The following is a 26,552-nucleotide window of genomic DNA, read 5'->3' as shown; positions in this document are numbered from 1 at the left end:
TGAATTCGCTTGGGAATTATTGTTCTGGTCGTCAGGCTAGTATAGGCATTCGACGGCCTCAAGTGAACGCCAACTGAACTGCTTGAAGTAAAATGTGAATTCCTCCTCTGAAGGGCCGATTTCCGAGCACGTTTTTGTTACGGCGGCGCGGGCGGCGAAACGTCTCCACCGGGACTTCACGGTCCCGATTGCCCCGATAATGCCTTTTATGACCCGCATCACGCCCGCCCGACGCTCTGCGGAACCGAAACGGTCCTCGCAGCGACTAATCGGCAACCATTGAGAAAAGTCGCGAGCCCCCATATCGAATCGTTAACCACCCCTTTACGCCGGCATGAAAATGCTGGCGATCAGAAGAAATCTGGAAGTGAACTATGTCTGCCGCACTGCTGAAGTCCGTTGAGTCATCGTCCCTCGAACCGTCTTGCCGCGATACCGCGGCTCATGCGCTCTCCATCGTGCGCGACGGCGTGATCACGGGTGAAGGCCCGACCACCAGGGGCCGGGTACACTTTTCCCGCTCTATCGACGCCGATGACGCCGCCTGGTGCGCCCGCATCCTGACCGCCACGGCCGTCAACGACCAGCCGGTCAGCCGCGCCGAGGCCGAGGCGCTGTTCGAGATCAACGAAGCCGCGACCGAGCGCGCCGATGGCGGTCGGTTCGACGATTTGCTGACCAAGGCCGTCGCTCATTACGCCGCGAGCGCCTCGGGCCTGAAGGTGCCGCCGCGCAGCGTCGCGCTGGCGCAGGAGACCGACATCGAGAGCTGGGCGCCGTCCTATGCCTCCAAGGTCAACAGCGAGATGCTGGAGTGGATCGCCGGCCAGATGCGCGGCAAGCGCCAGAACAACCGTCGCCTGATGGCGATGGTGGCGACCTTCCTGGGCGCCACCGCGCTGCCTCTGGCGGGTCAATTGCCGAATGTCTTCGACATCGGCATGTGATTTCTCGCGCCTCTTCGAGGATGCGACGAAACGGCGGGGTTATTTCCCCGCCGTTTTTTGTTTGCCGGCCTCCGGCTCGAGGCCCAGCGTGCGGCCGGGGAAACCGGCGGCGTCGAAATAGCGCTGACTGCCGACGCGCTGCAGGTTGAGCACGGTCTGCAGCCCGTTCTCGGACGGCTTCGACTTCTCGACCGTCTTGAACGCCTTCGGCACGATGCCGTTGGGCAGGGCCTCCGACATCACCCGGCCGACCAGACCGCCATTGTGCGCGCCGTGCAGACCGAGAAGCCGGGCCGCGGTCATGCCGACGTCGGCGTTGCTGACGGGCAGTTCGTCGACATAGCCGGCTTTGAAGTCCGGCCCGATCGCGGCCATGAAGTTGTAGGTGTCGCCGCGGCTGAAGCTGCCATGCATCCCCTGGCCCTGGCGCAGCACGGTGTCGGCCACCTGCACCGAGCAGTTGGTCGGCGCCTCGCCGCATTCGCTGGCATAGGAGCGGAAGTTCACGACGATCGCCGGGGTCGGCGTCGCCGCCTTGCCGCGCAGGTTGATGCTCGACAGCGGCAGGGTGCCGGGAATGCGGCCGAGGGAGTCGTCGACGAACAGGCCCGAGACGTAGTCCTGCTCCATCAGCGCCTTGATCGTCCTGACGGCCAGCTTCTTGTCCTTGTTTGGCAGGTAGATCAGGTCAGAACCGCCGTTGGTGGCGACGACGAGGTCGGGCTTCTCCGGATTCTTGCCGAGCACGCCGTTGCCGGCCTTCGGATGCTTGTTACCCTCGACCTTCGCGTTCTTGTCGTTGGGGTCGAACAGCGGCAGGTCGAGCGCCTTGGCCAGATCGAGGGCGACGAACCCCATCGGCAGGAAGTCCTTTGGCGTGTCGTCATAGCTAATCTTGGCCGACGGGCTGGTCTTGCTTTCCTTGGAGATGGTCGAGAAGCCGTGGTCCGCCTGGATCATGATGTTGGTGTTGGCGGCGAGGCCGAGCTCGTCCAGCGCCTTGCGGATCTGGGCGAGATTGTTGTCGACGTTCTTGATGCTCGCCATCGTGCTCGGGCCGTTGATGCCCGGCAGGATCTGGTTGAGGCTGTCGCCCTGGTTATGCTGGGTGCCGTCGGGATCGCGCGACCAGAACACCAGCACGAACGGCTTGTTGCGCGCCTTGAACATCGGCAGCACCACCTTGGTGGCGACGTCGGCGAAATAGGCCTGCTGCGCCACATTGGCGACCGTCGTGCCGGGCGTCTTGGCGTCGCCCGCCTTGGCATTGTCGCCGCGCGATGGCGTCGCGAGGGGGAGGCCCGCCTTGGTCAGCGCGTCCTTCATCTCGTCCGAGAGCGCCACGCCATTCTTGCCGCCGGTGGAATCGTCGATCACGACCGAGTGCTGGCCGGGCTTGTCCGGATGATCGGTGTGGTCGAACTGATAGGCCGGGCCGACCTTGCCGATCGTCGCCGTGCTCAGGCCCTTGTCGCGGGCCATCTTCAAGATGGTCTCTTCGTTGAGATAGTCGCCCTTGAAATGCTCGTCGATGTCACCGAGCATGGCGTCGTTCTCGATGAAGGGGACCACGGTGTCTCCGGCGGGCACCGACGTGTAGTTGGTCCATATCGTGTTGGAGAACACGCCGGTGTCGCCGAGGTAGTGACCGGTCGACATCGCCGAGCCATTGGCCATGGTGAAAGTCGGGAACAGCGAATGCGAGTTCTTGAAGTTGACGCCCTTGTCGCGGACCTCGGCCATGGCCGGTGCGGTGTCGGGGGTGATTTTCAGCGCGCGCAGCCCGTCGGGAATGAACAGGATCAGGTTGCGGGGCGTGTTGTTCTCGGCGGAGGCAAGGTCGCTGAAAAGTCCGGTGGACAGCACTGTCAGCCCGGCTGACAGCAACACCAGTGAACGTCGCATCAAAATCTCCTAGCGGTGAGGCGGCTTGGCCGCCGAACCGCGGCCCCGGCAATCGTTTAGTTTTGCTGCATGACGGTTTTGTTACAAGAGGGGATCGGCATGCAGAAGTGACGGGGAGGCGGGCGGTGCTTCTGCGATTGCCGAAGCGCAGCCCGCAAAGACGAGACCCGCGGCCAGATCAAGCCGCGGGTCTCGCCAAGACATGCCGCGCCGCTTTACCAGCGATAGCCGCCGGTCAGCGTGCCGTTGTTATTGCCCTCAGGTCCCACATCGCCCTGCGTCGAGCTCGGCGTCGGATGGTTGGTGCCGTTGTACAAGCCGTACGGACCCGCAACGTCAGGATAGTACGCTCGCGGTTGAACCGGTTCGTAGGCGGGCGCGGTGCGGTCCCAGCCCATGCGCGGGCCGTTCCAGTCATAGCCTTGCGCCGAAGCGGCCGTGGTGCCCGCAACGAGAGATGCCGTGATCAGGCCGAGAAGTTTTGACGTGTTCTGCATGCGAGATGCTCCTTGCTTCTTGCCGGGGCCAACGACCGCAATGGGGGAGCGTTCCGGACCTATTGGGTGCAGTGCAATCAACTCCGATCAAGAGGTTATGAAGCGGCGTTCCCGGGAACGAAGTGCCTGAAATCCGGCGGGATTTTCGGGCGTTCTGCCGCACCCCCGTTCCTCGCGAGACCCGTGCCTTAACCAATAATTAATTATACGTTTGCGGGGGGATGACAGGGCGGCCTAGCGTGCGGTGGGGAGCCGCTATTCGCGAAGCCAACGAGTTGGTGCGTATCATGATGTCCAGATCATATGGGGCGTTGCTCGCCTCACTCAGCGCAGCCGCGCTGCTCCTTATAGCCACAGACGGTTTTGCCCGACCGGGTGGCGCCGCGCCGCCAGGCATAGCGACTGCAGCCGCGCCCCCGGCTGCCGCACGCCCGCCGATGGCGCCGGGCGGGCGATTCCGCGGCCACGGCAATCGCTTCAACAATCCCTGGGTCTATTGGCCGGGTGGCGGCGGGTTCTTCTACGACGGCGCGAACTATAGCGAGCCGTTCGTTGATGCCGGGCAGCCCGTCACCAGCGACGTTCGCTATACTTACACCTATGACGTTCCCTGGGATTGGGCGCATCGCTTCCCGCCGAAGGTTGTGCCGTCCGACCGTCCCTACGTGTCGAGCTGCCCGACCGAGCAGGTGACGGTGCCTGGCCGTGGCGGCGGCGAGCACACCGTCAACATCATGCGCTGCTACTGACGGGCAGAAGCGCCGAAGCGCGATGAGATTCAGATGAATCATCATCGCGCCGCAGCTTTGACCATGATCTTCTCGGTAAACCGCTGCACACCTGACGCGGCCGTCCGGACCCGGGGGAGGCTGCATTGGATCGCTGCGAGGAGCGCTACAGAACGCCCATGGCGGCCGCTTCGTCGCGGTCGGTCTGTCGCCGGCGGACGACTGCCAGTTCGCCGCTACAGATCGTGAACTGGGCGGTGTCCGGACTGATGCCGAGCCGGCCACAGACCTCGCGATTCTCCTCGGCAATGGTCCGCTCGTGCTGCTCTTCGGCAGCCACGCGCGTAGCGGGTCCTGAAATGAATAGTGCGTGCAAGCCGCATGCAACTACCGCCGCCATCAGCAGCGCAAGCGCAAGCGTCGGCCGCGGATATTTTTCGGTTTGCTGTGAAGGATTGGCCCCGAACTTGACCGTGGGCTTAATCGAGGGCTTGGCCCTGCTTCCGAGTTCGCTCATGTAAGGTGCTTTCAACAATGAAAAAAATAAGAGTGTGAGAATCTACGCCACTACGGCAACGACAATGATTTCGACGACGAGAGCGATCGCGATCGTCAGGCTCGCAATCAGGTAGCCACGCCGGTAGCCTGGTTGCTCCAGATTGCCTTGCATATGAAATAGGCCACACAAGCGCTCATTCCCGGCGTCGATTCAGAATCGTGGACCTCTCGAGCCTATGAGACAACCGACCGCAGCGTGCGAAACAGTTTGCGTGCATCTTGCTCCGGCCACTTCTGCGAGAGCTGACGGCTGGGGTTACACGCGGCGCGAGCGGCGAGGCGCTGGTGCTGGCCTTGGCAACAGCTTGCGTATATCGGTGGGATTTCACGGGGGAGCGGCGGATGGAGAGCGCTGAGGTGGCGCGGCTGTTGGGGAGACAGCCGCGAGTCGGGCATGATGACATCGTGCAACATCCCCGCCTCGGCGAGGCGCGGCGGCATTATCTCGACTGCTTCCTGAGGCTCTATGACGGCGAGCCGTTCCTGGTGCGGCTGCTGATCGAGTCGGGCCGGTTCTCGCTCTATCATCTGGCGCTGGTGCTCGAGGCTGCGCAGGATCCTGCGCGGCGCGAGAGCTGGCTCACCATCGGGCTGTTGAAGAAATGGCTCGGCACGCTCGGCATGGCGAGCGGGCGACACGTCGATCACCTCGTCGGCCGGCTCCTGGAAGTCGGCTATCTTGCCTCCGCTCCCTCACCACATGACGGCCGGGTTCGCATCCTGTCCCTCACTGAAAAGGCGCGGGCGCATGATCGAGCCTGGCTTGCGGCCCACTATGCGCCCCTGGAGCTGCTCTATCCCGAGCACGATTATACGGATGTCCTGCGACCGACCGCCGAGTTTCAGGTTCTGCACCGGCGCACGTCGTTAGGTTTTGCGGCGCTCGGTGCGCGGCTCATGCTGTCCGAGCCGCATATGCTGCTGTTCATGAACCATGCGGCCGGCTATCCTGTTCTTGCCGCGCTGCTCCAGGCGGCGCTGCGGGCGGACGAGCGGCATGCGACCGTGGGCTATAGCGATATCGGCGATCGTTTCGGCGTCTCGCACACCCAGGTACGCAAGCTGCTGGTTGCCGCCGAAGACCGGGGCCTGTTGAAGCTGCACGCACGGGGCGGGCAGAAGGTGGAAATCCTTCCCGAGCTGTGGGCCTCGCACGACCGCGGCATCGCCGGTGGCATGTACTATCATGACGTCGTCTTCGTCGCGACCATGAACGCTGCCGGCGCGCTGCGGGGCTAGATGCGGTGATCGCTTCAAGCATGGACCTGCCGGCGGGGATGGCGGTAGAAGTCCGGTGACAGGCCGAGCTGGTTGCTCGGCGAAGCAACGGGAATATCAATCATGGCAGCAGAGAAGGTCGCACTCGTCACCGCGGGCGGCAGCGGCATGGGGGCGGGGGCTGCGCGGCGGCTTGCAGCCGATGGCTTTCACGTCGCGATCCTGTCGTCCTCCGGCAAGGGGGAGGCGCTCGCGGCCGAGCTCGGCGGGTTCGGTGTGACCGGCTCGAACAAGTCCAGTGACGATCTGAAGCGTCTCGTCGACGGCGCGCTTGCCCAATGGGGGCGGATCGACGTGCTTGTCAACAGCGCCGGACACGGCCCGCGCGCGGCCATCACCGAGATCACGGACGAGCAATGGCACACCGGCCTCGACACGTATTTGCTCAACGTCATCCGTCCAACCCGTCTGGTGACGCCGGTGATGGCCGCGCAGAAGGGCGGTGCCATCATCAACATCTCGACCGCTTGGGCATTCGAGCCGAGCGCGATGTTTCCGACCTCGGCAGTGTTCCGCGCCGGCCTCGCGGCGTTCACCAAGATCTTCATCGATACCCATGCGGCCGACAACATCCGCATGAACAACGTGCTGCCGGGCTGGATCGACAGCCTGCCGCAGACCGACGCGCGCCGCGACAGCGTGCCGCTGAAGCGCTACGGCAAGGTCGAGGAGATCGCGGCGACCGTCGCGTTCCTCGCATCCGACGGCGCCGCCTACATCACCGGCCAGAACATTCGCGTCGACGGCGGGCTGACGCGCTCGGTCTGAGGGGCGACGCGTGGAGTCGCGTTCTTGGTTCCTTGTCAGCCGTGCGCGGTCAGCAACCGCGCCAGTGCGGGCAGGATCTTGTAGCGGGCGATCTCGTGCGGATAGTCGCCGCGATTGGCGAGCAGCACGATGCCGATCCGCCTCGATGGCACCAGGCCGATATAGCCGGAGACGTTGTTGAGGCCGCCCGGCTTGTCGACGACGGTGAGATCTGGCAGGTGCACGGTCTCCCAGGCCATGGCTTGTCCGAAGGTAGCTTGTCCGAACTTCTGGCCGGTACGAAAGCTCTCGCGCTGCGTCATCCGCAGCGCCTCGCGCAAGCGCGGATCGACGGCGCGGCCGTCGACGCAAGCCGCAGCGAAGGTGGAGAGGTCACGCACGGACGAGAACATCTGGCCGGTGCCGGGAAAGTCGAAATAGCTCTGCTGGTTGCCAACAGGGCCGATTAAACGACCCTGGTCGGAATAGCCCTGCGCGACGCGCCGCAGCGCAGCCTCGTCCATGATCGCGCGGTTGTCGGACCCGCGCTCCGGAATCGACGTGGCATGCATGCCGAGAGGCGCGAGAATACGGCTCTCGATCAGTCTTGAGATCGGCGTGCGATAGCAGCGCTCGAGCACGAGCTGCAGCAGCACGTAACCGGCATGACTGTAGATGCGCTGCCTGCCGGGTGCGACGCCGGCGGGCGGCGCGAAGGCGTTGAGCATGTCGATGAATTGCGCCTGCGTGTAGGAATCGTTCTGCCAGGGCGGATGATCGGTCGGCAGCAGCAGTCCCGAAGTGTGCGTGGCGAGTTCGCCGACGGTGATTTTGCGAACATACTCACCGCTCAGCTCCGGCAGATAATTCGGCAGCAGATCGTCGGGCCGCAGCTCGCCGCGGAGCGCGCCAAGCGCCACCAGCGTCGCCTCGAACGGTTTTCTCAGAGAGGCGAGATTGAACAGGGTGTCCGGCGTCACGGGCTGTTTGGTGGCGTCGTCGGCAAAACCGTAGCTGAGGAATTCGACATGGCGGCCGGCATAGAGTGCGGCAGCGAGGCCGCCCGGCTGGTCCGGCGTCGCGGTGGGCGCGAGCTCGCTGGCGACGATGTCGCGCATCTGCGCGATCATGTCGGAATCCGCCGCGGCGCGTCTCGGCACGGCCAGTGCTGCCGCAAAGGGAACAAGCGCGGCGCGGGCGAGGGCTCGCCGAGTGATTTGCGATGAGAGGACAACAGGGGGCACGTGCTCTGACTGATCATGCGATGCGCCCCCGGATGACATTTTAACGAGGTGGGTGCCGCGTCCAATTCACGATTGCGCGTGCTGGGTTCCATATCGACTGTCGTAGAAAATACTTAGCTCATAAGCTAACGATTCTTGACGGCGGATCGTGACTTCTCTATAGTTAGCCTCATGGCTAACCAATTGCCCCAACTCGATCAGGTTTTCGCAGCGCTTGCCGATCCGACGCGGCGGGCCATCGTGATGCGGTTGTGCGCCGGCGAGGCCTCGGTCGGCGAACTCGCAGATCCCTTCGACATGGCGCTGCCGAGCTTCATGAAGCACATCCACGTGCTGGAGCAGAGCGGCCTCGTGCAATCGGAGAAATCGGGCCGCGTGCGCACCTGCCGCCTCAGTCCGGACGCGCTCCTCAGCGCCGAAGACTGGTTCCAACACCAGCGCGCGATCTGGGAGGCGCGCCTCGACCGGTTCGAGGCCTATGTGATGAAACTCAAGAAGGAGAGGGCGGCTGCCAAGCGACCGTCCAAAACAGCCGATAAGGCAACGAACAAGACAAGCAAACGGAAAGGCGCCTGACGATGACGAATTCTGCTAATGCCGCCCTGTCGCAATGGTCGATGGACCGCGAGATCGTGATGTCGCGCGTGATCGACGCGCCGCGCGACCTGGTGTTCGAGGCGTGGTCCGATCCCAAACACCTGCCGCATTGGTTCGGGCCGAAGGGCTTCAAGATCGAGACCTTCGAAATCGACGTGCGCGTCGGCGGGGTCTGGCGCTTCAACATGGTCGGGCCTGACGGTACGGTGTATCCGAACCGCATGCGCTTCCGCCGCATCGAGCGGCCGTCGTTGATGGAGATGGATCATGGCGTCGACCAGGACGACGATCCCGGCATGTTCCGCTTCACCATCACCTTTGCCGAGCAGGCCAACGGCAAGACCGTGCTGATGATGCGGCAGCTCGCAGCGAGCACCGAGCAGCGCGACGGCATGATCGGCTTCGGCGCCGTGGAATACGGCTACCAGACGCTCGACAAGCTTGCCGCCTATGTGACGGCAATGAAGCGGTGACGTAAGCATCCACGTTTTCGTGGAAGCGGCACCGGCGAGGGAGGGTCTCGCCGGGGTCGCTCTTGCGCTGCGTCCGCGAACGGAGCGCGGCTGGTACGTTCGCTAACGGCGCACATTGCCGTTGGAGGGAGGCGTCATCTCGTTGCGCATGCCGGGAGGGCTGGAGGCGCCTTGTCCGCCGCGCTCGACATGCGTGATGCCGCCGCCGCCGCTACCGGCTGCGCCACCTGCGCCCGCGCCACCGTTACCAGATGCGCCACCTGCGCTCGCGCCGCCCGCACCTGCGCCCGCACCGCCGGCGCCAGCACCACCGGCTCCAGCACCTGCGCCAGCACCGCCACCGGCACCACCACCACCGCCCGCACCTTGCGCGAACGCTGCGCCAACCGAGGCTCCGGCCAGCACCGCCGCCGTGAAGATCGTCAGAACTGTCTTACGCATATCTTTGCTCCTTGAGATTTCGTAGACGACCCAGTCATCAATCGTGCTCGTTCCAGAACGGGCACAACCTTGCGATGAGGCCGCACCTGCGCAGAACCGCGGGGCGCGTGCGGCGTTCCTGCTGCCCCGAAGCTGTCTGACGTTCCGCTATCGCAGGTTAGCGCCGGGTCCTGCGCCGGAACACGCGCGACTCCTGCGGCGAATCGATCTGGTCCCCTTAGGAACGATCACCGGGAGGAGGCGGTTTGCGGCAACGAGGCCAGTCAAGATGGAGGACCGGAAAATGGCTAATGCAGCCCGCGATACATTCGTTGTCGGACTACGCAACGCGCATGCGATGGAAGTGCAGGCACGAGAGTTGATGGAGCGCCAGTCGGAACGGCTGGACGAATACCCGGAAGTGAAGGCGAAGGTTGCCGCCCACCTCCAGGAGACCAATGAGCAGCTGAAGCGGCTGGAGAGGTGTCTTGAAGCCTGCGGCGAGAGCACCTCCAGCCTGAAGGACACGACGCAGTCGATGATGGCCAACATGCAGGCGATGGCGCATGCGATGGCCGGCGATGAGATCCTCAAGAACACCTTCGCCAACAACGCCTTCGAGAATTTCGAGATCGCGGCCTACAAGTCGCTGATCGCGCTCTGCGGCGCGGCCGGCGTCGCCGAAGCCAAGGAGCCGCTCGAGGCGTCCTTGAAGGAGGAGCAGCGGATGGCGTCCTGGATCGATTCCAATGTCGAGAAGGTGACGATGGAGTTCCTCAGTCACCAGCGCCAGGCAGCGTAGCTTCCACGCGATTGTATCGCCTGTACCAACCACCGGCGCCCGGAACCGCCGGTGGTTTTTCACATCCTGGTGCAGCGACGTGCTTTAACTAGCGACCTCGTTGCTGAGAAGGCACGGCGACCTCGTCGAACCGCTCGGCGAGGGTGTCGAGGGCGCTACGCATGGCCGGTCCCTGCATCGCGGCGCCGTGGCCCGTGATCACGATCTCCGGTGCGAGTGCAGCAAGTTCGCGCACCGAGGCTTTCGCGCTTGCCCAACCCGGCGTGAAGTACATCGGGGGCCCGTGCATCTCCGGCGTCTGCGTCACCGCCGCATAGACCGATTCCTGCCGCGTCGTGATAAACGCATCGCCGGCGATCAGCACGCGATCGCGCTCGCGCCACAGCGAGACGTGGCCCGGCGTATGACCGGGCGTGTGAATCCACCGCCAGTCCTGCATGAACGGCACGCTGTGATCTGCGGGGAGATCGTAGAGCCGTGATGCGACATTGACCGGGCTGGTCGGAAACAGCGGCGAGAGCAGCGCCAGTAGTCCGCCGCCGACGCCGGGATTGGCCGGTGGATAGGATCGGGTGCCGTCGAGATAAGGATGCTCGGCGTGATGGGAATAGACGGGTACGTCCCACTGGTTCGCCAGGGTTTCCAGCGCGCCGACATGATCGAAATGCGCATGTGTCATGATGATGCAGGCCGGGCGGCCATGTCCGCCGAACCGTGCGCCGGCGGCGGAGCGGATGGCACGCGCAGATCCGGGAATTCCCGCATCCACCAGGACCCAATTGCCGTCGCCGGCGCCCTCGAAGCCGACGAAGACCACGTTGACGATGGCGAGCTGGCGATAGGCGACGTCGGCGACGATCTGCCGCGTCTCGTCGTTGCGGTCGAGGTCGAATTCGGGGTGCTCGGCTGCCGCCGCGGAGGGGAGAGGAATCTGCGCCATGTCGATCCGATTAATCCAATTCTCGGTTGTCGTTCTCTATCGTTCGATAGTGCCGATGCGGCGGATCTTCTGTTGGAGTAGCAGCACCCCGTAGAGCAGCGCCTCCGCAGTCGGCGGACAGCCCGGGACATAGATGTCGACCGGCACGACCCGGTCGCAGCCGCGCACGACGGAATAGGAGTAATGATAGTAGCCGCCGCCGTTGGCGCAGGACCCCATCGAGATGACGTAGCGCGGCTCCGGCATCTGGTCGTAGATTTTGCGGAACGCGGGGGCCATCTTGTTGGTCAGGGTGCCAGCGACGATGATCACGTCGGACTGCCGCGGCGAAGCCCGGGGCGCGAAGCCGAACCGTTCGGCGTCATAGCGCGGCATCGACATCTGCATCATCTCGACGGCGCAACAGGCCAGACCGAACGTCATCCACATCAGCGATCCCGTCCGGGCCCATGTGATCAATTCCTCGGCGGTGGCGGTGAAGAACCCCTTGTCCGAGAGGTCGTCACGGATCTGCATGAAATAGGGATCGGATGAATTGACCGGCTGTCCCTGGCCAGGACGCTGAATGGACACATTGCCGGCGGGTCGAGAAGCATCGATCATCAGTCGTCTTCCGCTCGTTGGGCGCAACTTCGCGAAGTGGTTGCAACCTGCTGAGAACCGCCTGTCGCGGCCCGGCGTTCCTGCCGCCGAGGATCTGTTTGCCGTTTTGCTATCGCAGGTTAGCGCAGAATCCTGCCGTCGGAACACACGTGGGTTCGAGGCGCGACGCGCTCACCTCCCGGAGGAACGATAGGGGCACTCAGGCTTTGGCCGTGATGGCGCACATTATCTTCAGTGACTATCGCAGCCCCGCCGCCGAGCAGGCTTACGAAATCGCCTGGGACTTTCTCGCGCGGACCGGCGCCATCCGCGATGAATTCGAGGCCTGCGTGTTCCTGGCGCAGCGCATCACCATGATGGTGGAAGAAGGCCAGACCCACCGCATCCGGATGGCCAACCGGGCCATCTGTGAATACCAGCGCCATCTCGAGGAGTCCGACAGTCTCATCCGGAGTGGCGGCCGCCGCGCCGAAGGGCAGTGAGCGCCGGACCGGGCATGAAGCCCGCTTGCCTCACTCTTTCGCCTCGTCCGACACGATGTCCCCAAGCTTCTGCCAGTGCAAACCGTCGAACTGCACCATCTGGAATTGCTTGATGACGCGATAGTCGGTGGGCGTCGTCGTGACGGAGATACCCGGCAGGGGCAGGTCGAGTGCGACGTCCTTGAGATTGGAGGCCTGCCGCATCACGTTCTCGCGGGTGAGGTCATCGCCGCATTGCTTCAGCACCTGAACCAAGAGCTGCGCGGTGATGTAGCCGTAGACGTTCAGGTTCGAATCCTTGTCGCCGTCGGGATAGTACTTGGTCATGAAGGCGAGATAGCGCTTCATGCCGGGATCGTCCTTCCATTCCGGGTCGGCAGCATCCTTGACGTAGCCGACGCTGACGATGCCTTTGGCGTTGTCGAGACCGGCCGGCTTCAGCACGGCGCTGACGGAGGACGCGTTGATGTCGATGATGTGCAGCGGCTTCCAGCCGATCTCGGCGACCTTCTTGATGGCCTGCGCCGCCTGCTTCGGCGTCGTGGCGCTGAACAGCACGTCGGCGCCGGCATCCTTCAGCCGCAGGATCTGCGAGTCGATGGTCGGCTCGGTGATCTCGTAGGACGTCTCGGCGACGATCATCTTCGCCTTGTCGCCGAGGCCGGCCTTGAGACCGGCGAGATAGTCCTTACCGAGGTCGTCGTTCTGGTAGAGCACGCCGATCTTCGCGTTTGGATGGTTCTTCAACAAATACTGCGCGTAGATCCGTCCCTCGACCAGATAGGAGGGGTTGAAGCCCATGGTCCAGGGAAAGTTCTTGGGATCGGTGAATCGCGCCGCGCCGGTGGCCGCGAAGAGCTGCGGGATCTTCTTGGCGTTGAGATATTTTTGCACGGCGACATTCGGCGCGGTGCCGATGATCTGGAACGTCAGCAGCACCTCGTCGCTTTCGACCAGCTTTCGCACCTGCTCCACGGTCTTCGGTGGTGAATAGGCATCGTCGTACTGGATCAGCTGGATCTTGCGGCCGTTTACGCCACCCTGCTCGTTGATCATACTCATGTAGGCGGCCTGGGTCTTGCCTATCACCGCATAGGACGAGGCAGGACCGCTGAGCGGTACGGTCTGGCCGACCTTGATCTCGATATCGGAGGCGCCGGGATCGTATTTCTTCTGCGCGTGGGCTTGCGCGATCATCATCAGCAGCGCCAGCGCGGAGGCCGCGGCGCGTTCAAGAAGTCGTTGCTTCATTTCCATTCCCTGTTGTTGGCAGTCATTCGCCCTTGAGCCCGGCGTCGTGGATCACCTTGGTCCACTTCTGCGTCTCGCTGTCGATGAACTGGCCGAATTCGGCGGCGCTGGCGGCGCGAACCTCCAGCCCCTGAGCGGTCAGCTTGTCCTTGATCCCAGGGTCGGCGAGGGCGCGCAGGACCTCGGTCTGGAACCTGTCGATGATCGCGCGCGGCGTCGTGGCCGGAGCCATGAAGCCGTACCAGCCGGCGGCGGCGACGTTGGGAAAACCCTGCTCGCGCAGTGTCGGCGCCCGTGGATAGAGCGGGCTACGCTCCGCGGATGCGACGCCGAGCACGACGAACTTGCCGCTCTGGATATAGGGCAATGCGGTCGGCAGCGCCGTCAGCGTGGCATCTACGCGGCCTGCGAGCAGCTCGGTGTACGAAGCTGCGTCGCCACGGAACGGGATATTGAGGCCCTTCACGCCGGCATCGCGAAACAGCAGCTCGCCCGCCAGATGCGGCTGCGAGCCGGCGCCGGGCGAGGCGAAGGTCAGTCCGTCCGACTTGGATTTGCCGTAGGTGATCAGCTCGGGGAGCGTCTTGAACGGCGCGTCGGCGCTGATGATGAGAAAGAGCGGTGCGACAACCGCCATGGCGACCGGTTGAAGATCCTTGCGCTCATAGGTCAGCTTGCCGAACAGCGCTTCCGCCGTGGCGTAGGGCGCCGCCACGTAGAGAAAGGTGTAGCCGTCGCCGGGCGCATGGGCGACCGTATCATTGGCAATGCGCGTGCCGGCGCCCGGTTTGTTCTCGACGATGAACTGTTGATGCAGATTGCGGCCGAACTCCTCGGCCAGCAGGCGCAGAGAGATGTCGTTGGAGCCGCCGGGTCCGTAGGGCGAGATCAGCCGTACCAGGCGTGACGGCCAGGCGTCCTCAGCTCGTGCGGCGAATGGGACGGTGGATGAGAGCGCGGCTCCTAGCAATGTCCGGCGCGTGACGGTCATGGTGGCCTCCCGGGCATGGAGCGCCGTTGTTTTTGGTCATCGATTGGCGCTCTTCTTGTTTGGTCTTCGCGTATCGATCGCAGGCTCGGCGGCATGGACCACCGCGCGGATGCTGTCGGCGAGCGCTGCGATCCGCGGCCCGATCTCGCCTTCCAGTTGGCCGGGCTGGAGCCGGAACGCAGGGATGCCGCAATTGATCGAGAACGACTGCTTTGCCTCGCCGGCGTGAAACAGCGGTGCGGCAACGGCATGGATCGAGCCGATATATTCGCCCCAGCAGGTGCAGAAACCGCGATTGGCACATTGAACGAGGCCGGCGCGGTACTTGTCCTGGAAAGCGGCCCACAGCTCGCCGTCTTCGGCGGCGATACGCCGTTCAAGCCGGGCGGCCTCTGCGGCCGGCAACGTCGCTGCCGCGGCCCGGCCCATGGCGGTCATCACCACCGGAATGGGCATGCCGATGTCGGGCGCGTGGGGGCCGACATCGCCGGAGCGCGCAGTCTCGACATAGATCATCGAGGTCGCGTCGAGCAGGCCGATCGAGACGGTGCCGCGGACACTCTGCGCCAGCTCCTGCATCATGGGCCGCGCGATCTGGCGGAACTGCATGCCGGCGAGCAGCGGGTGTGCCATCCGCAGGGCGCGGGCGCCGACCTGGTACTTCGCGCGCCCGGCGTCGTAGCGGAGGTAACCAAGCTCGGCCAGCGTGTGCGTCAAGCGCGCCACCGTCGGTCTTGGAATGCCCGTCAGCGTCGACAGCTCCATGTTGCCGAGCAACGTGCTTCCCGCCTTGAAAGCCTCGAGCACAACGAGTCCTTTGGCGAGTGTCGTGGCGAAGGCCGCATCATCGCCGCTCTCCGCCAGCACCGCGGCAGCGGAGGAGGGATGAGGCGGTTTGGAGGAAGCAGCAGCCATCCCTGTCGTATCGGACGGATCGGCTCATCCTGTCCAATAAATTCGTAGCTATGGCAACATTTGTCCAATATGCGGACAAAAAGAATCCGATGACGGCTTCGGCAGAGAACGCTTCGGAACGACCCACAGCACGGATTTTTGTCGTGATTCCCTGGCTTCTTGTGACAGGATTGTTACGCCGAGATGTCAGGTCGATTACAGGGAGCTCATCATGTTGCGGTGGCAGGCACGATCAAATCCCCTCGCGTGGTGGTGGGGGTCCCTGACGCTGGTCAGCGCTGCCAATATCCTCGTCTGGTTCATGCTGTACCGCGAGTTCTATCCGAGCGTAGCCGGCAGCGTCGGGGGCGGCTCGGATATCGGCCTGATGTTCCTGCTCTGCGCGGCCTACGTGTTCGGCTGTGCCTTCCGCTCGGTGCTGCCGCGCGCCGACGTGCAGCGCATCTGCCTGTTCGACACCTGGCTGTCGAGCGTGTTCGTCGGCCGCACGGTTGCGACCATCGCCGAGGTCTGCTTCGCCGCGCAATGGGCGATCATCCTGCACCAGCTCGGCAAGATGACCGGTGCGGAGACGGCGGTGAACATCGCGCTCGTGATCGTGCCTGTTATCGTCATCGCCGAGTGCTTCTCCTGGTATGCAGTGGTGACGACCAACTTCCTCTACAATGCGATCGAGAACTCGCTGTGGGCGGTGACGTTCTTCCTTGCCGGCATCGCGCTGTGCCGGTTGATGCCGGAATTCCAGGGCGTGGTGCGCTGGGCATTGATGTCAGGCATCGTCGGCATCGCCTGCTTCCTCGCCTTCCTCGTCACCGTCGACGTGCCGATGTATCTCAGCCGCTGGCGGGCAGGGCATGAAGAAGGCAACAGGTTGCTCGGCTTCCTCGAAGGCCTGCATGACGTCTCGACGCGATGGGTGGTGACCCACGACATCGCGCACTGGAAGGGCGAACTGACCTGGATGTTCCTGTATTTCAGCGCCGCCGTCTGGTCGAGCCTCGCGCTCTGCGCGCTCTACGCCATGGAAGGCTATCTCACGCGCTATCTCGCCTGAGGGTCATTTTCCGACCAGGCTGCACCTGCTGCGGTCGAGCGGGCGAAAGGCCTGGTCGGGCGGGATGGTCGCGACCAGCTTGACGAAGTCCCACGGGCCCTTGGATTCCTGCGGTGTCTTGACCTGAACCAGATAGAGGTCGTGCACCATGCGTTGGTCCTCGCGGATGCGGCCGCTCGTCGTATAGGCGTCCGAGACCGGTGTCGCCTTCATCTTCGCCATCACGGTCGCGCTGTCGTCGGAGTCGCTGTCCTTGACGGCCTGCAGATAATGGCGCACGGCGGAATAGACGCCGGCCTGAATCTGCGACGGCATCGCCTTGCGGCGCGCGTAGAACGCATCAGAAAACTTTCGGGCGGCCGGGGAAACATCTTCGAAGAACGAAGTGACGATGAGGTCGCCGCGCGTCGCCTTCAGGCCAACGGCCTCGATGTCGACGTTCTGGAACGACATCGGCACGATCTTCATGCCCTGCTCGGCGAGGCCGAACTCCTCCGCCTGCTTGATGGCGGTGGCGTTGTCGCCGGCGACGTTGATCGCGAGGATCTTGGCGCCCGAGGACTGCGCCTGCAGCAGGAACGATGAATAGTCGGGCGTGCCGAGCTGGGCCTTGACGCTGCCGGCGACCTTGCCGCCGAGCGCCGCGATACGATCACGTGCGGTCGCTTCGATCGAATGGCCGAAAGCATAGTCGCCGGTGATGAAGAACCACGGCTCCTTGCTGGTCTGCATCACGCCGGACACCACGGCTGTCGCGGTCGAATAGGCGTCTTGCGTCCACTGTACGCTCGAGGGCGCGCAGGCCTCGTCGGTAAGCTGATTGGCGCCTGCGCCGGAGACCAGGAAGATCTTGCCGTTGCCGCGCACCAGTTCCTGCACCGCGAGCGCCGCGCCGGAACTGCCGCCGTCCGCGATCGCCTGCACGCCGTCGCTGAACCATTTTCGCGCGAGGGAAGCCGCCAGGTCCGGCTTGTTCTGGTGATCGGCCTGCAGGATTTCGATCGGCTTGCCGTTGATCCTGCCGCCAAACTCCTCCGCCGCCATCTGTGCCGCTTCGACCGAACCGGGCCCCATCGCGGTTGCGAAAATGCCGTTCATGTCGGTGAGCACGCCGATGCGAATGGCGTCGCCCTTGATTTCGGCGCGGGCTGTGCCGGCGAGCGCCAGCGTGATCAGCAGGATGGCGATGGACGTGGTGCGGATGATGGTCATGGCTTTGTCTCAGAGTTGAATAAGGGGGAGGGCGCCGCCGGCATTGCCGCGCGCGGCGATGGGAGGCGCGTCCTAATTGACAATTGTGCAGGCGGGGTCCTGAGGTCCGAAGGCCTGGTCGCCCGGGATCTTCGTCAGGATCTTGTAATAGTCCCAGGGGTATTTCGATTCCTCGGGGCTCTTGACCTCGGCAAGCCAGAGATCGTGCACCATGAGGCCGTCGGCACGGAGCTTGCCGCCATGCCCGAAGAAGTCGTGGATGGGAATGTCGCGCATCTTGCTTGCGACCTTACCGGGATTGTCCGTTCCGACAGCCTTGACGGAATTGAGATAGTGCGTGACGGCCGAATACACGCCAGCCTGCCACATCGTCGGCATACGCTGCATCTTGGCAAAGAATCGCTTTGACCAGGCACGCGTCTGCTCATCCATGTCCCAGTAGAAGGCCGTCGTCAGCAGCAAGCCTTGTGCGCTCTGCAATCCAAGCGCGTCGATGTCGGTGATCAGCGCAAGCAAGGCAGCCATCTGCTGTCCACCTTGAAACAGGCCGAACTCACCGCCGGTCTTGATCTCGTTCACGTTGTTCGGTGGGCCGCCGGCTATGCCGATGATCTTCGCCCTTGAGGCTTGCGCCTGAAGCACGAAAGACGACATGTCGGTGGTCCCGAATGGCGGCCGGGCCGAGCCAAGCACCTTGCCGCCCTCGCGCTTGATCACGGCGGCGGCATCACGCTCCAGCGCGTGGCCGAACGCGATATCGTCAGTGAGGAAGTACCAGGCATCGCCGCCGCGCTTGACCACTTCCTGGGCCGTGCCGACGGCGAGTGCATGCGTGTCGAACACCCACTGCATGGTGTAGGGCGAACAGAACTTGCCGTGAAAGTCCGCCGTTCCGGTCGCCGTGACGATGAGCAGCTTCTTCTTCTCGCTCGCGACGGTCTGTACGGCGAGCCCCACCGCCGACACGGGCACATCGACAATGAGGTCGACCTGTTCGGTGTCATACCATCGCCGCGCGATGGCGGTGCCGATGTCCGGCTTGATCTGATGGTCGCCGACGATCAGCTGGATTGGCTTGCCCAACACGCTGCCGCCGAAATCGTCGATGGCCATTTGAGCTGCGGTCACCGAGCCTTGCCCCGTCGGGGTCGAGGAAGGACCCGTCATGTCCGACAACACGCCGATCTTGACTACATCGTCCGAGATCTGGGCCTGTGCGGCTGTCGCAGCCAGAATGAGCGCAGTCGCGGCAAGTGCGCGGACTAAGCCGTACATGGTGTTTCCTCCCCTGGCGTTTCCCGATGTTGTTATTGTTTTGATCGATGGCTCGCGGTGGTCAGGCCGCCTCGGCGATGACCTTGTTTCGAAGCGTTCCGATGCCGGAGATTTCGACTTCGACGGTGTCGCCGGGGCGCATCCACAGAGGCGGTGTGCGCTTGGCGCCGACGCCGCCGGGCGTACCCGTGACGATGACGTCGCCCGGCACGAGCGGGCAGATCGTCGAGATGTAGGCGATCAGGTCGGGGATGCCTGTGATCAGCAGATCGGTCGTGGTGTCCTGCACGACCGTGCCGTTGAGGCGCGTCTGCAAGGTCAGCTTCGAGGGATCGGGGATCTCGTCTGATGTCACCAGCCACGGGCCGAAGCTGCCGCTCTCCGCAAAGGTCTTGCCGGAGAGGAATTGGCTGGTGTGGCGCTGCCAGTCGCGAATGCTGCCTTCGTTATAGCAGGCATAGCCGGCGATATGGTCGAGCGCGCCGCTCGCAGGTATGTGGCGGCCCTGCTTGCCGATGATGAGTGCGAGCTCACCCTCATAGTCGAAATCGTCGCTCACATCAGGCTTCACGATCGGCTGGAGATGGCCGACCTGGCTACAGGGAAAGCGGACGAACAGTGCCGGCTTCTCGGTGACGGTACGCCCCGTCTCGGCGACGTGGTCGCGATAGTTGAGACCGACGCAGATGATCTTGCCGGGGTCGGGGATGACGGGCGCAAAGCTGATCGCTTCGAGCGGATGATCGGGGGCTGTGGATGCGACCAGCTTTGCGGCCTCGGCCATGCGACCGGTTTCGAGCAATTGCCGCAGCGTGGTGCAGGGCGCCATGCGGGTGCCGAGATCGACGACGCCATTGTCCTTGACTGCGCCGAAGGAGGCGTGACCGTTGGCGATGAAAGAAAGCAGCTTCATTGGATATCCCTAAAGAACGTTCGGTCAGGCCGCGGACGGCACGTGGGTGGGAGGCGTGATGGCGGCGATGAGCCGGTCGAGCTCGGCATCGTTGCGGGCGGTGGCGCGGACGTAGCGGTCGGGGCGAACCAGCGCCGCGATGAGACCATGCTCGTGCAGCCAGGACCCGACACCTTCGGCATCGTCGCTGGTGAGAATATTGATCCCCGCCTGCGAGAGCCCGGGACGCGCTGCGCTGTCCGCGAGCAGGACATGGCTGTAGCCGATCCGGTCATCGCTGCGGTTGCCGTCCTTCAGCACGAACTGTGGCGCGAGATGTCCGGCGAGGGGCAGGTCGCCGAGCGCGAGCCCGGGGCCGAGCAGGGGCTTCTTGACGTCGAGTTTGACCGGCGCATTCTCGCGCGCCTCTCCGGCGGCGAGGCCGGCCTCGATCGCCTTGGTATTGATGACACCGCCGAGGCGAATGGCGAGCTCGATGAACTCGCGCACGTGCGGCAGCCGTTCGCTCTGGTAGGTGTCGAGCAGGTCAGCCGTGGCGTCGCCGCGAATGATCGCGGCCAGCTTCCAAGCGAGATTGGCAGCATCGCGGATGCCGGCGCACATGCCCTGGCCGAGGAAGGGCGGGGTTTGATGCGCGGAATCGCCAGCGAGCAGCAGCCGGCCGCTGCGCCAGTGCTGCGCGATTGCGGAATGAAATGTGTAGACCGCCGCGCGCTCGAGCTCGGCATCCTCAGGCGTGATCCAGCGCGACAACAATTCCCAGACCTTGGCGGGCTGTGCGACGTCATTCGAATCTTCGTCCGGGCGAACCGTGATCTCCCAACGCCGGCGCGTGCCGGTGCCGCGGACATAAGTCGCCGGCCGGCTGGGATCGCAATGCTGGAGGCTGTAGTCACCGAGATCGTCGCGCGCGCGCTTGAGGAGGACGTCGATGACCAGCCAGCGCTCGTGGAAGCCGAGGTCGTCCATGGCGGAGCCGATGAAGCGGCGAACCAGAGACCGTGCGCCATCGCAGCCGATCACATAACGGGCGTGGACTTCGCTGAGCTTGCCGTTGGAGAGATCCTCGTAGCGGACGCGCACGCCGGTCTCGTCCTGATCCAGCGCGAACACGTCGCAGCGGTTGCGCAAGGTGACGTGCGGCCAGCGCGCGAGGCCGGAAATCAGCACGTCCTCGAGATCGGGCTGGTGGAAGCGATAGCTCAGATTCCAGCCCATCGGCGTCGGGGTCTGCGGCCGCGACCAGTCCAGCAGCATCTTGCCGGCGGCGTCGAGGAACAGCATGCCGGGGCTGAGGATGACCTGCGTCAGGATCGCATCGGCAAGTCCGATGGTCTGGAACACCCGCATGCATTCGTCGTCAAAATGCACCGCGCGGGGCAGATGATAGGTCCGCGCCTCGCGCTCCAGCACCAGCGTCCGCACGCCGCACAGGCCGAGCAGATTGGCGAGTGTGGCGCCGACCGGGCCGCGGCCGACGATCACGACATCAAACTCTTCATAGGCGGATTTATCTTGCATGGGGCTATCTCTTCCCCATCAAGCGCCGCGGCATCAACGCCGCCGGCAGAAGTGTCCGCCCAGCGGACGGTCTCCTATGCCTCGACTGGAATGGCCGCCGCCGCCTCCTGAAGCTGACGGACGAATTGCGCCGTGGCTTCCTCGATCCGCAGCGCTGACCGGATCCAGATGATCGAGATGCAGCCGAACACGGTTCCATCGCGAACTATCGGCACTGCGATCGAAGCCGTCTTTGGATTATATTCGCCCTCGCTGCGGATGGCATAACCGCGCGCCTGCGTTTCCGCGATCATCTGATCGAAGCGGCCCTGGTCAAGGAAAGGGCGGTCGTCGGCCTCGTCGATGCGGCGGAGATGGCTGACGATGAGGTCGCGCTCGCGCGCTGGGCAGGCGGCGAGATAGGCGCGGCCGGCGGAGGTCCGGAGCATCGGCAGGCGTTTGCCGATCATGCCGCGGTCGATCGAGAGCGGGCTGCGCGAATGGGTGGTCTCCTGCACGACCATCGCGGCGTTCTCGTAAGTGGAGAGGTCGACCGGCCAGACCAGGCTCTTGCTGAGCTCGGCAAGATGAGGCGCGGCGGCCTGGCAGATCACCACGCCGGGGTCATAGCCATCGCCTAGGCTGAGGGCGAGCCGGGTGACGCGAAAGCGATCGTCGCTGGCGCTGCGGGCGACATAGCCGAGCTCCTCCAGCGTTTCGAGCAGACGATAGACGGTCGGGCGGGGCAGGTCGAGCGCGCGGGCAACGTCGCCGGCGCGGATGCCGCCGGAGCGGTTGACCTCCTGCAGCACGTCCAGCCCGCGCTTGAAGGCGCGAACGCCCTCCGACTGTCGGGGCTTTCCGGTCCGCGTCCGCTCCTTGGACACTTCGTATTTCCTCCCTTGTGGCCGCCAGCCTCGCTATTATCGTCCTTGCGAACGCGAAGCGCTTGCGAGACGCCACCGTAAGAGCGCGCGCGACCGGTATCAAGTTCGCCCATACTGCGGCGAGCGCGATGCCTCCGGGAGGACATCGATGGAAATCACTGCGCTCGGCTATATCGGGATCAATTCGTCGCAACTGGATCAGTGGGGCCGGATGGCGACCGGGCTGCTCGGCATGCAGCAGGTCGATCGCGGCGGCAAGATGCGCGCCTTCCGCATGGACGATCGCAAGCAGCGCCTGATCGTGGACGGCAGCAGCGATGCCGGCCTTGCGGTGATGGGTTGGGAAGTGCCTTCGTCGACCGAGCTCGACCAACTCGCCGGACGGCTGGAGGGGCATGGTGTGAAGGTGACGCGCGGATCACGGGCGCTGGCCGACGAGCGGCACGTCTCCGAGCTGATCATCTTCGCGGACCCCGCCGGCAACCGGCTGGAGGCCTTCTGCAAGCCCGAGCTTGCGACCGAGCCGTTCAAGCCGGGGCGCCCGATCTCGGGATTTCGCACCGGGGCGCTCGGCATGGGCCATGTCGTGCTCAATGTGGAGGACGTCGAGCCGCTGTTGCCGTTCTATCGCGATGTGCTCGGCTTTCACGTCTCCGATTTCGGCCTGAAGCCATACGGGCTCTATTTCTTCCACGTCAACGGTCGCCACCATTCCTTTGCGATGGTGGGTTCGGGCCGCAGGGCGATGCATCATTTCATGGTCGAGCTCGGCAGCCTCGATGATGTCGGGCAGGGCTACGATCTCGCGCAGCTGGAAGATGGCCGCATTGCCTACACGCTCGGCCGGCACACCAACGACCACATGACCTCGTTCTACGTGAACACGCCGTCCGGCTTCTTCATCGAATATGGCTGGGGTGGGCGCGTGATCGATCCCGAGACGTGGCAGCCGCACGAGACGTTCGACGGCCCGTCGCTGTGGGGGCACGAGCGTCTCTCCATGCCGGAAGAGCAGCGCAAGCGCCTGCGCGACATGCGGCTCGATGCTGCGGCCCGCGGCGTTCGCGTCCCCGATCCGCGCGTGCCACCGCTGAACTGCGCGTGGCTGGACCAAGTGATCGCGCGCGAATGATCCGCGGTCACGCCGCGGGAAGCTGATACCCAAGGAAACGACGATATGCTCAAAACGCTCCTGAGGGCAGGCCTTTTGCTGCTCGCGTTCGGCACGGCCGCCTCGGCCGAACCGATCAAGGTGACGCTGCTCGGCACCGGCGTGCCGACGCCGCGACCGACCAGCTTCAGCGCCTCGACTCTGGTGGAAGCGGGGAACGAAAAACTGCTGTTCGATCTCGGCCGCGGCTCGACCGTGCAGCTCTACAAGCTGAAGATTCCCCTCGGAGCGATCACCGCCAGCTTCCTCACGCATCTGCATTCCGACCACATCGTCGGGCTTCCAGATATGTGGCTGACCGGCTGGCTCGCTACGCCTTGGGCCTCGCGCAAGGCACCGATGAAGCTGTTCGGGCCGAAGGGCACCGTCGCAATGACGCAGAACCTGACCAAAGCTTTCGCCGACGACATCCGCATCCGCATTGATGACGAGCATCTTGACCCAAAGGCCGTCGAATTCGCGGCCAAGGATATCGAGCCGGGTCTGGTGTACGACAACAACGGCGTCAAGGTCACCGCGATCGAGGTCAATCACGGCGAGAAGATCAAGCCGTCGTTCGGCTATGTCGTCGAGTATGATGGTCACAAGGTCGTGCTCTCGGGCGACACGAAATACGACGAGCGCATCGCCAAGGCGGCCGAAGGAGCGGATCTGTTGATTCACGAAGTCGCGGTCATCGAGCCGGAGCTGCTGGTCAAGAATCCGGTCTACAAGGACATCCAGGCCCATCACACCTCGCCCGAGGAGGCGGGCCGCATCTTCGCATCAGCCAAGCCCAAGCTTGCGGTCTATTCCCACATCGTGTTCGGCACGGTGAAGCCAGGACCTGATATTCCCGAGCAGCCGCTCATCGACCGCACGCGGACGGTCTACAGCGGGCCGCTGCTGGTTGGGCGCGACATGATGTCGTTCAGGATCGGCGACACGGTGGAGGCGTTCGCGCCCGATGGCGCCAAGCTTGCGCCGTAATGCAGGCGATCAGGCCTCGCCGAGATCGAGCTGCGTCAAAATTCCCTGACGCAGCGCCAGCCGGACCAGCTCGATGTCGGAGCCGACGCCGAGCTTGTCCTTGATCAGCGAGTGCAGATTTGCCACCGTCTTCGGGCTGACGTGCAGCGTCTCGGCGATCTCTTCCGTCGTGTTTTCGGCGAGCAGCAGCCGCAGCACCTCGAATTCGCGCGGCGTGAGCACGTCGGCGGCTGAGCTTTCGCCGTTGATCCGGCTCAGCGCCAGCTCGTGGTCGATGTCCGGGCTAATGGCGATCTTCCCGGCGAGCACGTCCATCACCGCGCGCACCAAGGTCTCGGGCGGGCTGGTCTTGGTGACATAGCCTCGCGCACCGGCACGGATCGCCTGCATGGCGAAACCGGCATTCTCATGCATGGTGAAGACGAGGATCTTTGCCGCCTTGTCCCATTGCCGGATACGCCTGACGGCTTCGACGCCGCCAATGCCGGGCATGCTGAGATCCATGATGACGAGGTCAGGGGCCTCGGATTTGTACAGACGGTAGGCTTCTGCGCCGTCGCCGGCTTCGGCGATGACGCGCAGGCCCGGCTGCTTCTGGAGCACGGACCGATAGCCTTCGCGAACAACCGAATGGTCGTCGACCAGCAGGATGGTCGCGGTCATGCCGCGTGCTCCAGCGCGTGCGGCGTGGCGGTTGCGAGCGGAATGACGACGCGCAGCGCCGAACCGCCGTTGGGACCGGCCTCGAAGCTCAATCGCCCGCGCAGGGCCGCGACGCGTTCGCGCATGCCGAGCAGGCCCATGCCGGATTTCGCGGCGGGATCGTGCGAGCGTCCGTCATCGTCGATCGCGAGCGCGATTTCGTCGGCATGCATCGCGAGTTCGAGATTGACCCTGGTGGCACCGGCATGCTTGGCGGCGTTGGTGAGCGCTTCCTGCACGATGCGGTAGATGTTGGCGCTGATCGTGGCCGGCAGGGTCTCGAACGTGCCGTCGAAGCGGATCGTATAGCGGGTCTCGCCGCGGCTGCGCCCGTTCCACCCCGCCACGAGACCTTCGAGACTGGCAACGAGGCCGAGCTCCTCGACATCGGGCGGGCGCAGCCGGAATAGGGCGCCGCGCAGCGTCTCCATCATGCCTGTCGCGGTGCGCGCGATGCCGTCGCATTCGCCGAGCAGAGATGGGCAATCTTGCGCGGCGGTCTGGCGAGCGGAGGAGGCGAGCGCTCGGATCGCGGCCAATGACTGCCCGAACTCGTCGTGCAGCTCGCGGGCCAGATGGCGGCGCTCCTCGTCCTGGAGCGCGATCAGTTTCCGCGTCAGCTCGGCGCGTTCTGCGAGCGCGGTATCGAGGCTCTCGGCGAGATGGTTGAAGACATCGCGAACCGCGGAAAGCTCGGCGAGATCGAACGGCGGCAGCCGGGCGGTGAGATCGCCAGCGGCAATCTGCTCGAGCCCGGATCTGATCATCCGTGTCGGGCGCAGCGCGCGCGCCAGCGCGGCATAGACCAGCACGCACAACAGCGGCAGGGCGATGGTGAGCGCCAGCATCAGACGGCCGGCCTCGTGCCAAGCCTCCGCCGTCTGCACCGCAGGGTCGACCGAGACGACGGCGTCGCCCAGCTTCGTTCCGCGCAGGATCACGGGCCGCGCGGCCTCGCGGCCGGGATCGAACAAACCACGGTAAAATGCCGTGAAGATCTGCGGGGGCGGGTCCTCCGCGACAGGCGCGCCGCTACAGAAGCGCTGGAGCATGTCGCCGCCCGGCCCGCGGAAGGCGAGGCACAGGCCCGGTGTCATCACATAGGCCGATACGGGGTCGAGGTTCGGGAAGTCGGAGCGGGGGCTTGCGGTCCACAGCACCTTGCCCTGCTGCAGCTCCAGGGTTTTCGCCACAATGGCCGCGATGCCGTCGATGCGCGCGTGCGCCGCGCGGTCGGTCGTGACGAGGAAGTAGGCTGATATCGCAGCGAAGCAGGCGGCCGAAATGGCGGCCACGCGCAAGGTCAGGCGGACCTTGAGATCAAATCTTTCGCGGTTCCACATCGGCGGCACCTGAAGCGAACGGAATTGTCGCTCCCCGCATTAAAGGGCAGAACGCTGGCCGCGCAAAGCGGCACGCTTGCCGCAGTGCAACGTCGTGAAATTTTCCCGGTCTCGGCCGGGATGGTAACGGCTGCGGTGCGCGAAGCGT

General features: G+C 64.3%; 28 protein-coding genes. 11 read left to right on the top strand and 17 right to left on the bottom strand.

Going from position 1 to position 26,552, the window contains the following annotated elements:
* Window positions 1-374 precede the first annotated feature (374 nt).
* Window positions 375-947, top strand: coding sequence for a hypothetical protein (locus X265_RS22345; RefSeq protein ID WP_164938738.1), 573 nt, complete (start codon window positions 375-377; stop codon window positions 945-947).
* Between the two features lie 39 nt (window positions 948-986).
* Here X265_RS22345 and X265_RS22340 read toward each other — a convergent pair whose 3' ends face one another.
* Window positions 987-2,852, bottom strand: a complete 1,866-nt coding sequence (locus tag X265_RS22340) for an alkaline phosphatase family protein (protein ID WP_128966772.1) — start codon at window positions 2,850-2,852, stop codon at window positions 987-989.
* Window positions 2,853-3,067: 215 nt separating this feature from the next.
* Window positions 3,068-3,349 (bottom strand): hypothetical protein, encoded by a 282-nt coding sequence (locus tag X265_RS22335; RefSeq protein WP_128966771.1) that lies wholly within the window; start codon window positions 3,347-3,349, stop codon window positions 3,068-3,070.
* 287 nt (window positions 3,350-3,636) lie between these two features.
* Here X265_RS22335 and X265_RS22330 point away from each other — a divergent pair, with 287 nt between their 5' ends.
* Window positions 3,637-4,098, top strand: a complete 462-nt coding sequence (locus X265_RS22330) for a hypothetical protein (RefSeq protein ID WP_164938737.1) — start codon at window positions 3,637-3,639, stop codon at window positions 4,096-4,098.
* 145 nt (window positions 4,099-4,243) lie between these two features.
* Here X265_RS22330 and X265_RS22325 read toward each other — a convergent pair whose 3' ends face one another.
* The gene (locus X265_RS22325) at window positions 4,244-4,594 is read right to left on the bottom strand and encodes a hypothetical protein (protein WP_128966770.1); all 351 of its coding nucleotides are present in this window, start codon (window positions 4,592-4,594) and stop codon (window positions 4,244-4,246) included.
* A 446-nt stretch (window positions 4,595-5,040) separates the two neighbouring features.
* Here X265_RS22325 and X265_RS22320 point away from each other — a divergent pair, with 446 nt between their 5' ends.
* Both X265_RS22320 and X265_RS22315 read left to right on the top strand, forming a co-directional pair.
* Window positions 5,041-5,874: a helix-turn-helix domain-containing protein gene (locus X265_RS22320; protein ID WP_128966769.1), complete on the top strand. Its 834-nt coding sequence runs from the start codon at window positions 5,041-5,043 to the stop codon at window positions 5,872-5,874.
* Window positions 5,875-5,976: 102 nt separating this feature from the next.
* Complete coding sequence (locus tag X265_RS22315) at window positions 5,977-6,681, top strand: SDR family oxidoreductase (RefSeq protein ID WP_128966768.1); 705 nt, start codon at window positions 5,977-5,979, stop codon at window positions 6,679-6,681.
* A 35-nt stretch (window positions 6,682-6,716) separates the two neighbouring features.
* Here the strand turns inward: X265_RS22315 and X265_RS22310 are convergent, their stop codons facing one another.
* Window positions 6,717-7,820 carry a serine hydrolase gene (locus tag X265_RS22310; RefSeq protein ID WP_444542177.1) on the bottom strand — a complete coding sequence of 368 codons (1,104 nt, stop codon included), beginning with the start codon at window positions 7,818-7,820 and terminating at the stop codon, window positions 6,717-6,719.
* Between the two features lie 255 nt (window positions 7,821-8,075).
* Here X265_RS22310 and X265_RS22305 point away from each other — a divergent pair, with 255 nt between their 5' ends.
* Window positions 8,076-8,480: an ArsR/SmtB family transcription factor gene (locus X265_RS22305; protein ID WP_128966766.1), complete on the top strand. Its 405-nt coding sequence runs from the start codon at window positions 8,076-8,078 to the stop codon at window positions 8,478-8,480.
* A gap of 2 nt (window positions 8,481-8,482) precedes the next feature.
* Window positions 8,483-8,974, top strand: coding sequence for an SRPBCC family protein (locus X265_RS22300; RefSeq protein WP_128966765.1), 492 nt, complete (start codon window positions 8,483-8,485; stop codon window positions 8,972-8,974).
* Window positions 8,975-9,076: 102 nt separating this feature from the next.
* Here X265_RS22300 and X265_RS41085 read toward each other — a convergent pair whose 3' ends face one another.
* Entirely contained in the window at window positions 9,077-9,415 is a 339-nt protein-coding gene (locus X265_RS41085) for a hypothetical protein (RefSeq protein WP_128966764.1), read from the bottom strand.
* Window positions 9,416-9,698: 283 nt separating this feature from the next.
* On the opposite strand from X265_RS41085, the gene X265_RS22290 reads away from it, so the two are divergent.
* The gene (locus X265_RS22290) at window positions 9,699-10,196 is read left to right on the top strand and encodes a ferritin-like domain-containing protein (protein ID WP_128966763.1); all 498 of its coding nucleotides are present in this window, start codon (window positions 9,699-9,701) and stop codon (window positions 10,194-10,196) included.
* Window positions 10,197-10,284: 88 nt separating this feature from the next.
* Here the strand turns inward: X265_RS22290 and X265_RS22285 are convergent, their stop codons facing one another.
* The gene (locus X265_RS22285) at window positions 10,285-11,136 is read right to left on the bottom strand and encodes an MBL fold metallo-hydrolase (RefSeq protein ID WP_128966762.1); all 852 of its coding nucleotides are present in this window, start codon (window positions 11,134-11,136) and stop codon (window positions 10,285-10,287) included.
* 36 nt (window positions 11,137-11,172) lie between these two features.
* Entirely contained in the window at window positions 11,173-11,739 is a 567-nt protein-coding gene (locus X265_RS22280) for a NuoB/complex I 20 kDa subunit family protein (RefSeq protein ID WP_244659394.1), read from the bottom strand.
* Window positions 11,740-11,954: 215 nt separating this feature from the next.
* Here X265_RS22280 and X265_RS22275 point away from each other — a divergent pair, with 215 nt between their 5' ends.
* Complete coding sequence (locus X265_RS22275; protein WP_128966761.1) at window positions 11,955-12,221, top strand: hypothetical protein; 267 nt, start codon at window positions 11,955-11,957, stop codon at window positions 12,219-12,221.
* 30 nt (window positions 12,222-12,251) lie between these two features.
* Here the strand turns inward: X265_RS22275 and X265_RS22270 are convergent, their stop codons facing one another.
* The 3 genes from X265_RS22270 to X265_RS22260 are packed head-to-tail and all read right to left on the bottom strand — an operon-like array spanning window position 12,252 to window position 15,378.
* Window positions 12,252-13,472 (bottom strand): ABC transporter substrate-binding protein, encoded by a 1,221-nt coding sequence (locus X265_RS22270; RefSeq protein WP_128966760.1) that lies wholly within the window; start codon window positions 13,470-13,472, stop codon window positions 12,252-12,254.
* A 22-nt stretch (window positions 13,473-13,494) separates the two neighbouring features.
* Entirely contained in the window at window positions 13,495-14,463 is a 969-nt protein-coding gene (locus X265_RS22265; protein ID WP_128966759.1) for a Bug family tripartite tricarboxylate transporter substrate binding protein, read from the bottom strand.
* A gap of 36 nt (window positions 14,464-14,499) precedes the next feature.
* Window positions 14,500-15,378 (bottom strand): IclR family transcriptional regulator, encoded by an 879-nt coding sequence (locus X265_RS22260; protein ID WP_128966758.1) that lies wholly within the window; start codon window positions 15,376-15,378, stop codon window positions 14,500-14,502.
* 211 nt (window positions 15,379-15,589) lie between these two features.
* Here X265_RS22260 and X265_RS22255 point away from each other — a divergent pair, with 211 nt between their 5' ends.
* Window positions 15,590-16,432: a hypothetical protein gene (locus tag X265_RS22255; RefSeq protein WP_128966757.1), complete on the top strand. Its 843-nt coding sequence runs from the start codon at window positions 15,590-15,592 to the stop codon at window positions 16,430-16,432.
* A gap of 3 nt (window positions 16,433-16,435) precedes the next feature.
* Here the strand turns inward: X265_RS22255 and X265_RS22250 are convergent, their stop codons facing one another.
* The 5 genes from X265_RS22250 to X265_RS22230 form a co-directional block, all read right to left on the bottom strand.
* On the bottom strand, window positions 16,436-17,644 hold the full coding sequence (locus tag X265_RS22250; protein WP_128966756.1) for an ABC transporter substrate-binding protein: 1,209 nt from the start codon (window positions 17,642-17,644) through the stop codon (window positions 16,436-16,438).
* Between the two features lie 72 nt (window positions 17,645-17,716).
* Complete coding sequence (locus X265_RS22245) at window positions 17,717-18,919, bottom strand: ABC transporter substrate-binding protein (protein WP_128966755.1); 1,203 nt, start codon at window positions 18,917-18,919, stop codon at window positions 17,717-17,719.
* 61 nt (window positions 18,920-18,980) lie between these two features.
* The gene (locus X265_RS22240; protein ID WP_128966754.1) at window positions 18,981-19,832 is read right to left on the bottom strand and encodes a fumarylacetoacetate hydrolase family protein; all 852 of its coding nucleotides are present in this window, start codon (window positions 19,830-19,832) and stop codon (window positions 18,981-18,983) included.
* A gap of 24 nt (window positions 19,833-19,856) precedes the next feature.
* Window positions 19,857-21,353, bottom strand: coding sequence for a bifunctional 3-(3-hydroxy-phenyl)propionate/3-hydroxycinnamic acid hydroxylase MhpA (gene mhpA / locus X265_RS22235; RefSeq protein ID WP_128966753.1), 1,497 nt, complete (start codon window positions 21,351-21,353; stop codon window positions 19,857-19,859).
* Between the two features lie 74 nt (window positions 21,354-21,427).
* Window positions 21,428-22,219 (bottom strand): DNA-binding transcriptional regulator, encoded by a 792-nt coding sequence (locus X265_RS22230; protein WP_128966752.1) that lies wholly within the window; start codon window positions 22,217-22,219, stop codon window positions 21,428-21,430.
* Window positions 22,220-22,367: 148 nt separating this feature from the next.
* Here X265_RS22230 and X265_RS22225 point away from each other — a divergent pair, with 148 nt between their 5' ends.
* Window positions 22,368-23,351: a VOC family protein gene (locus X265_RS22225; RefSeq protein WP_164938736.1), complete on the top strand. Its 984-nt coding sequence runs from the start codon at window positions 22,368-22,370 to the stop codon at window positions 23,349-23,351.
* 45 nt (window positions 23,352-23,396) lie between these two features.
* Entirely contained in the window at window positions 23,397-24,359 is a 963-nt protein-coding gene (locus X265_RS22220) for an MBL fold metallo-hydrolase (RefSeq protein WP_128966751.1), read from the top strand.
* Between the two features lie 9 nt (window positions 24,360-24,368).
* Here X265_RS22220 and X265_RS22215 read toward each other — a convergent pair whose 3' ends face one another.
* Together X265_RS22215 and X265_RS22210 are read right to left on the bottom strand one after the other, a co-directional pair.
* A complete protein-coding gene (locus tag X265_RS22215; protein ID WP_128966750.1) occupies window positions 24,369-25,022 on the bottom strand; it encodes a response regulator in 654 nt (217 codons plus the stop codon).
* Complete coding sequence (locus tag X265_RS22210) at window positions 25,019-26,404, bottom strand: sensor histidine kinase (RefSeq protein WP_128966749.1); 1,386 nt, start codon at window positions 26,402-26,404, stop codon at window positions 25,019-25,021. The genes X265_RS22215 and X265_RS22210 overlap by 4 nt, the downstream gene beginning before the upstream one ends.
* Window positions 26,405-26,552 lie beyond the last annotated feature (148 nt).

The organism is Bradyrhizobium guangdongense (assembly GCF_004114975.1).
GTDB classification, from domain to species: domain Bacteria; phylum Pseudomonadota; class Alphaproteobacteria; order Rhizobiales; family Xanthobacteraceae; genus Bradyrhizobium; species Bradyrhizobium guangdongense.
This window is presented reverse-complemented; position numbering and strand designations above follow the sequence as displayed.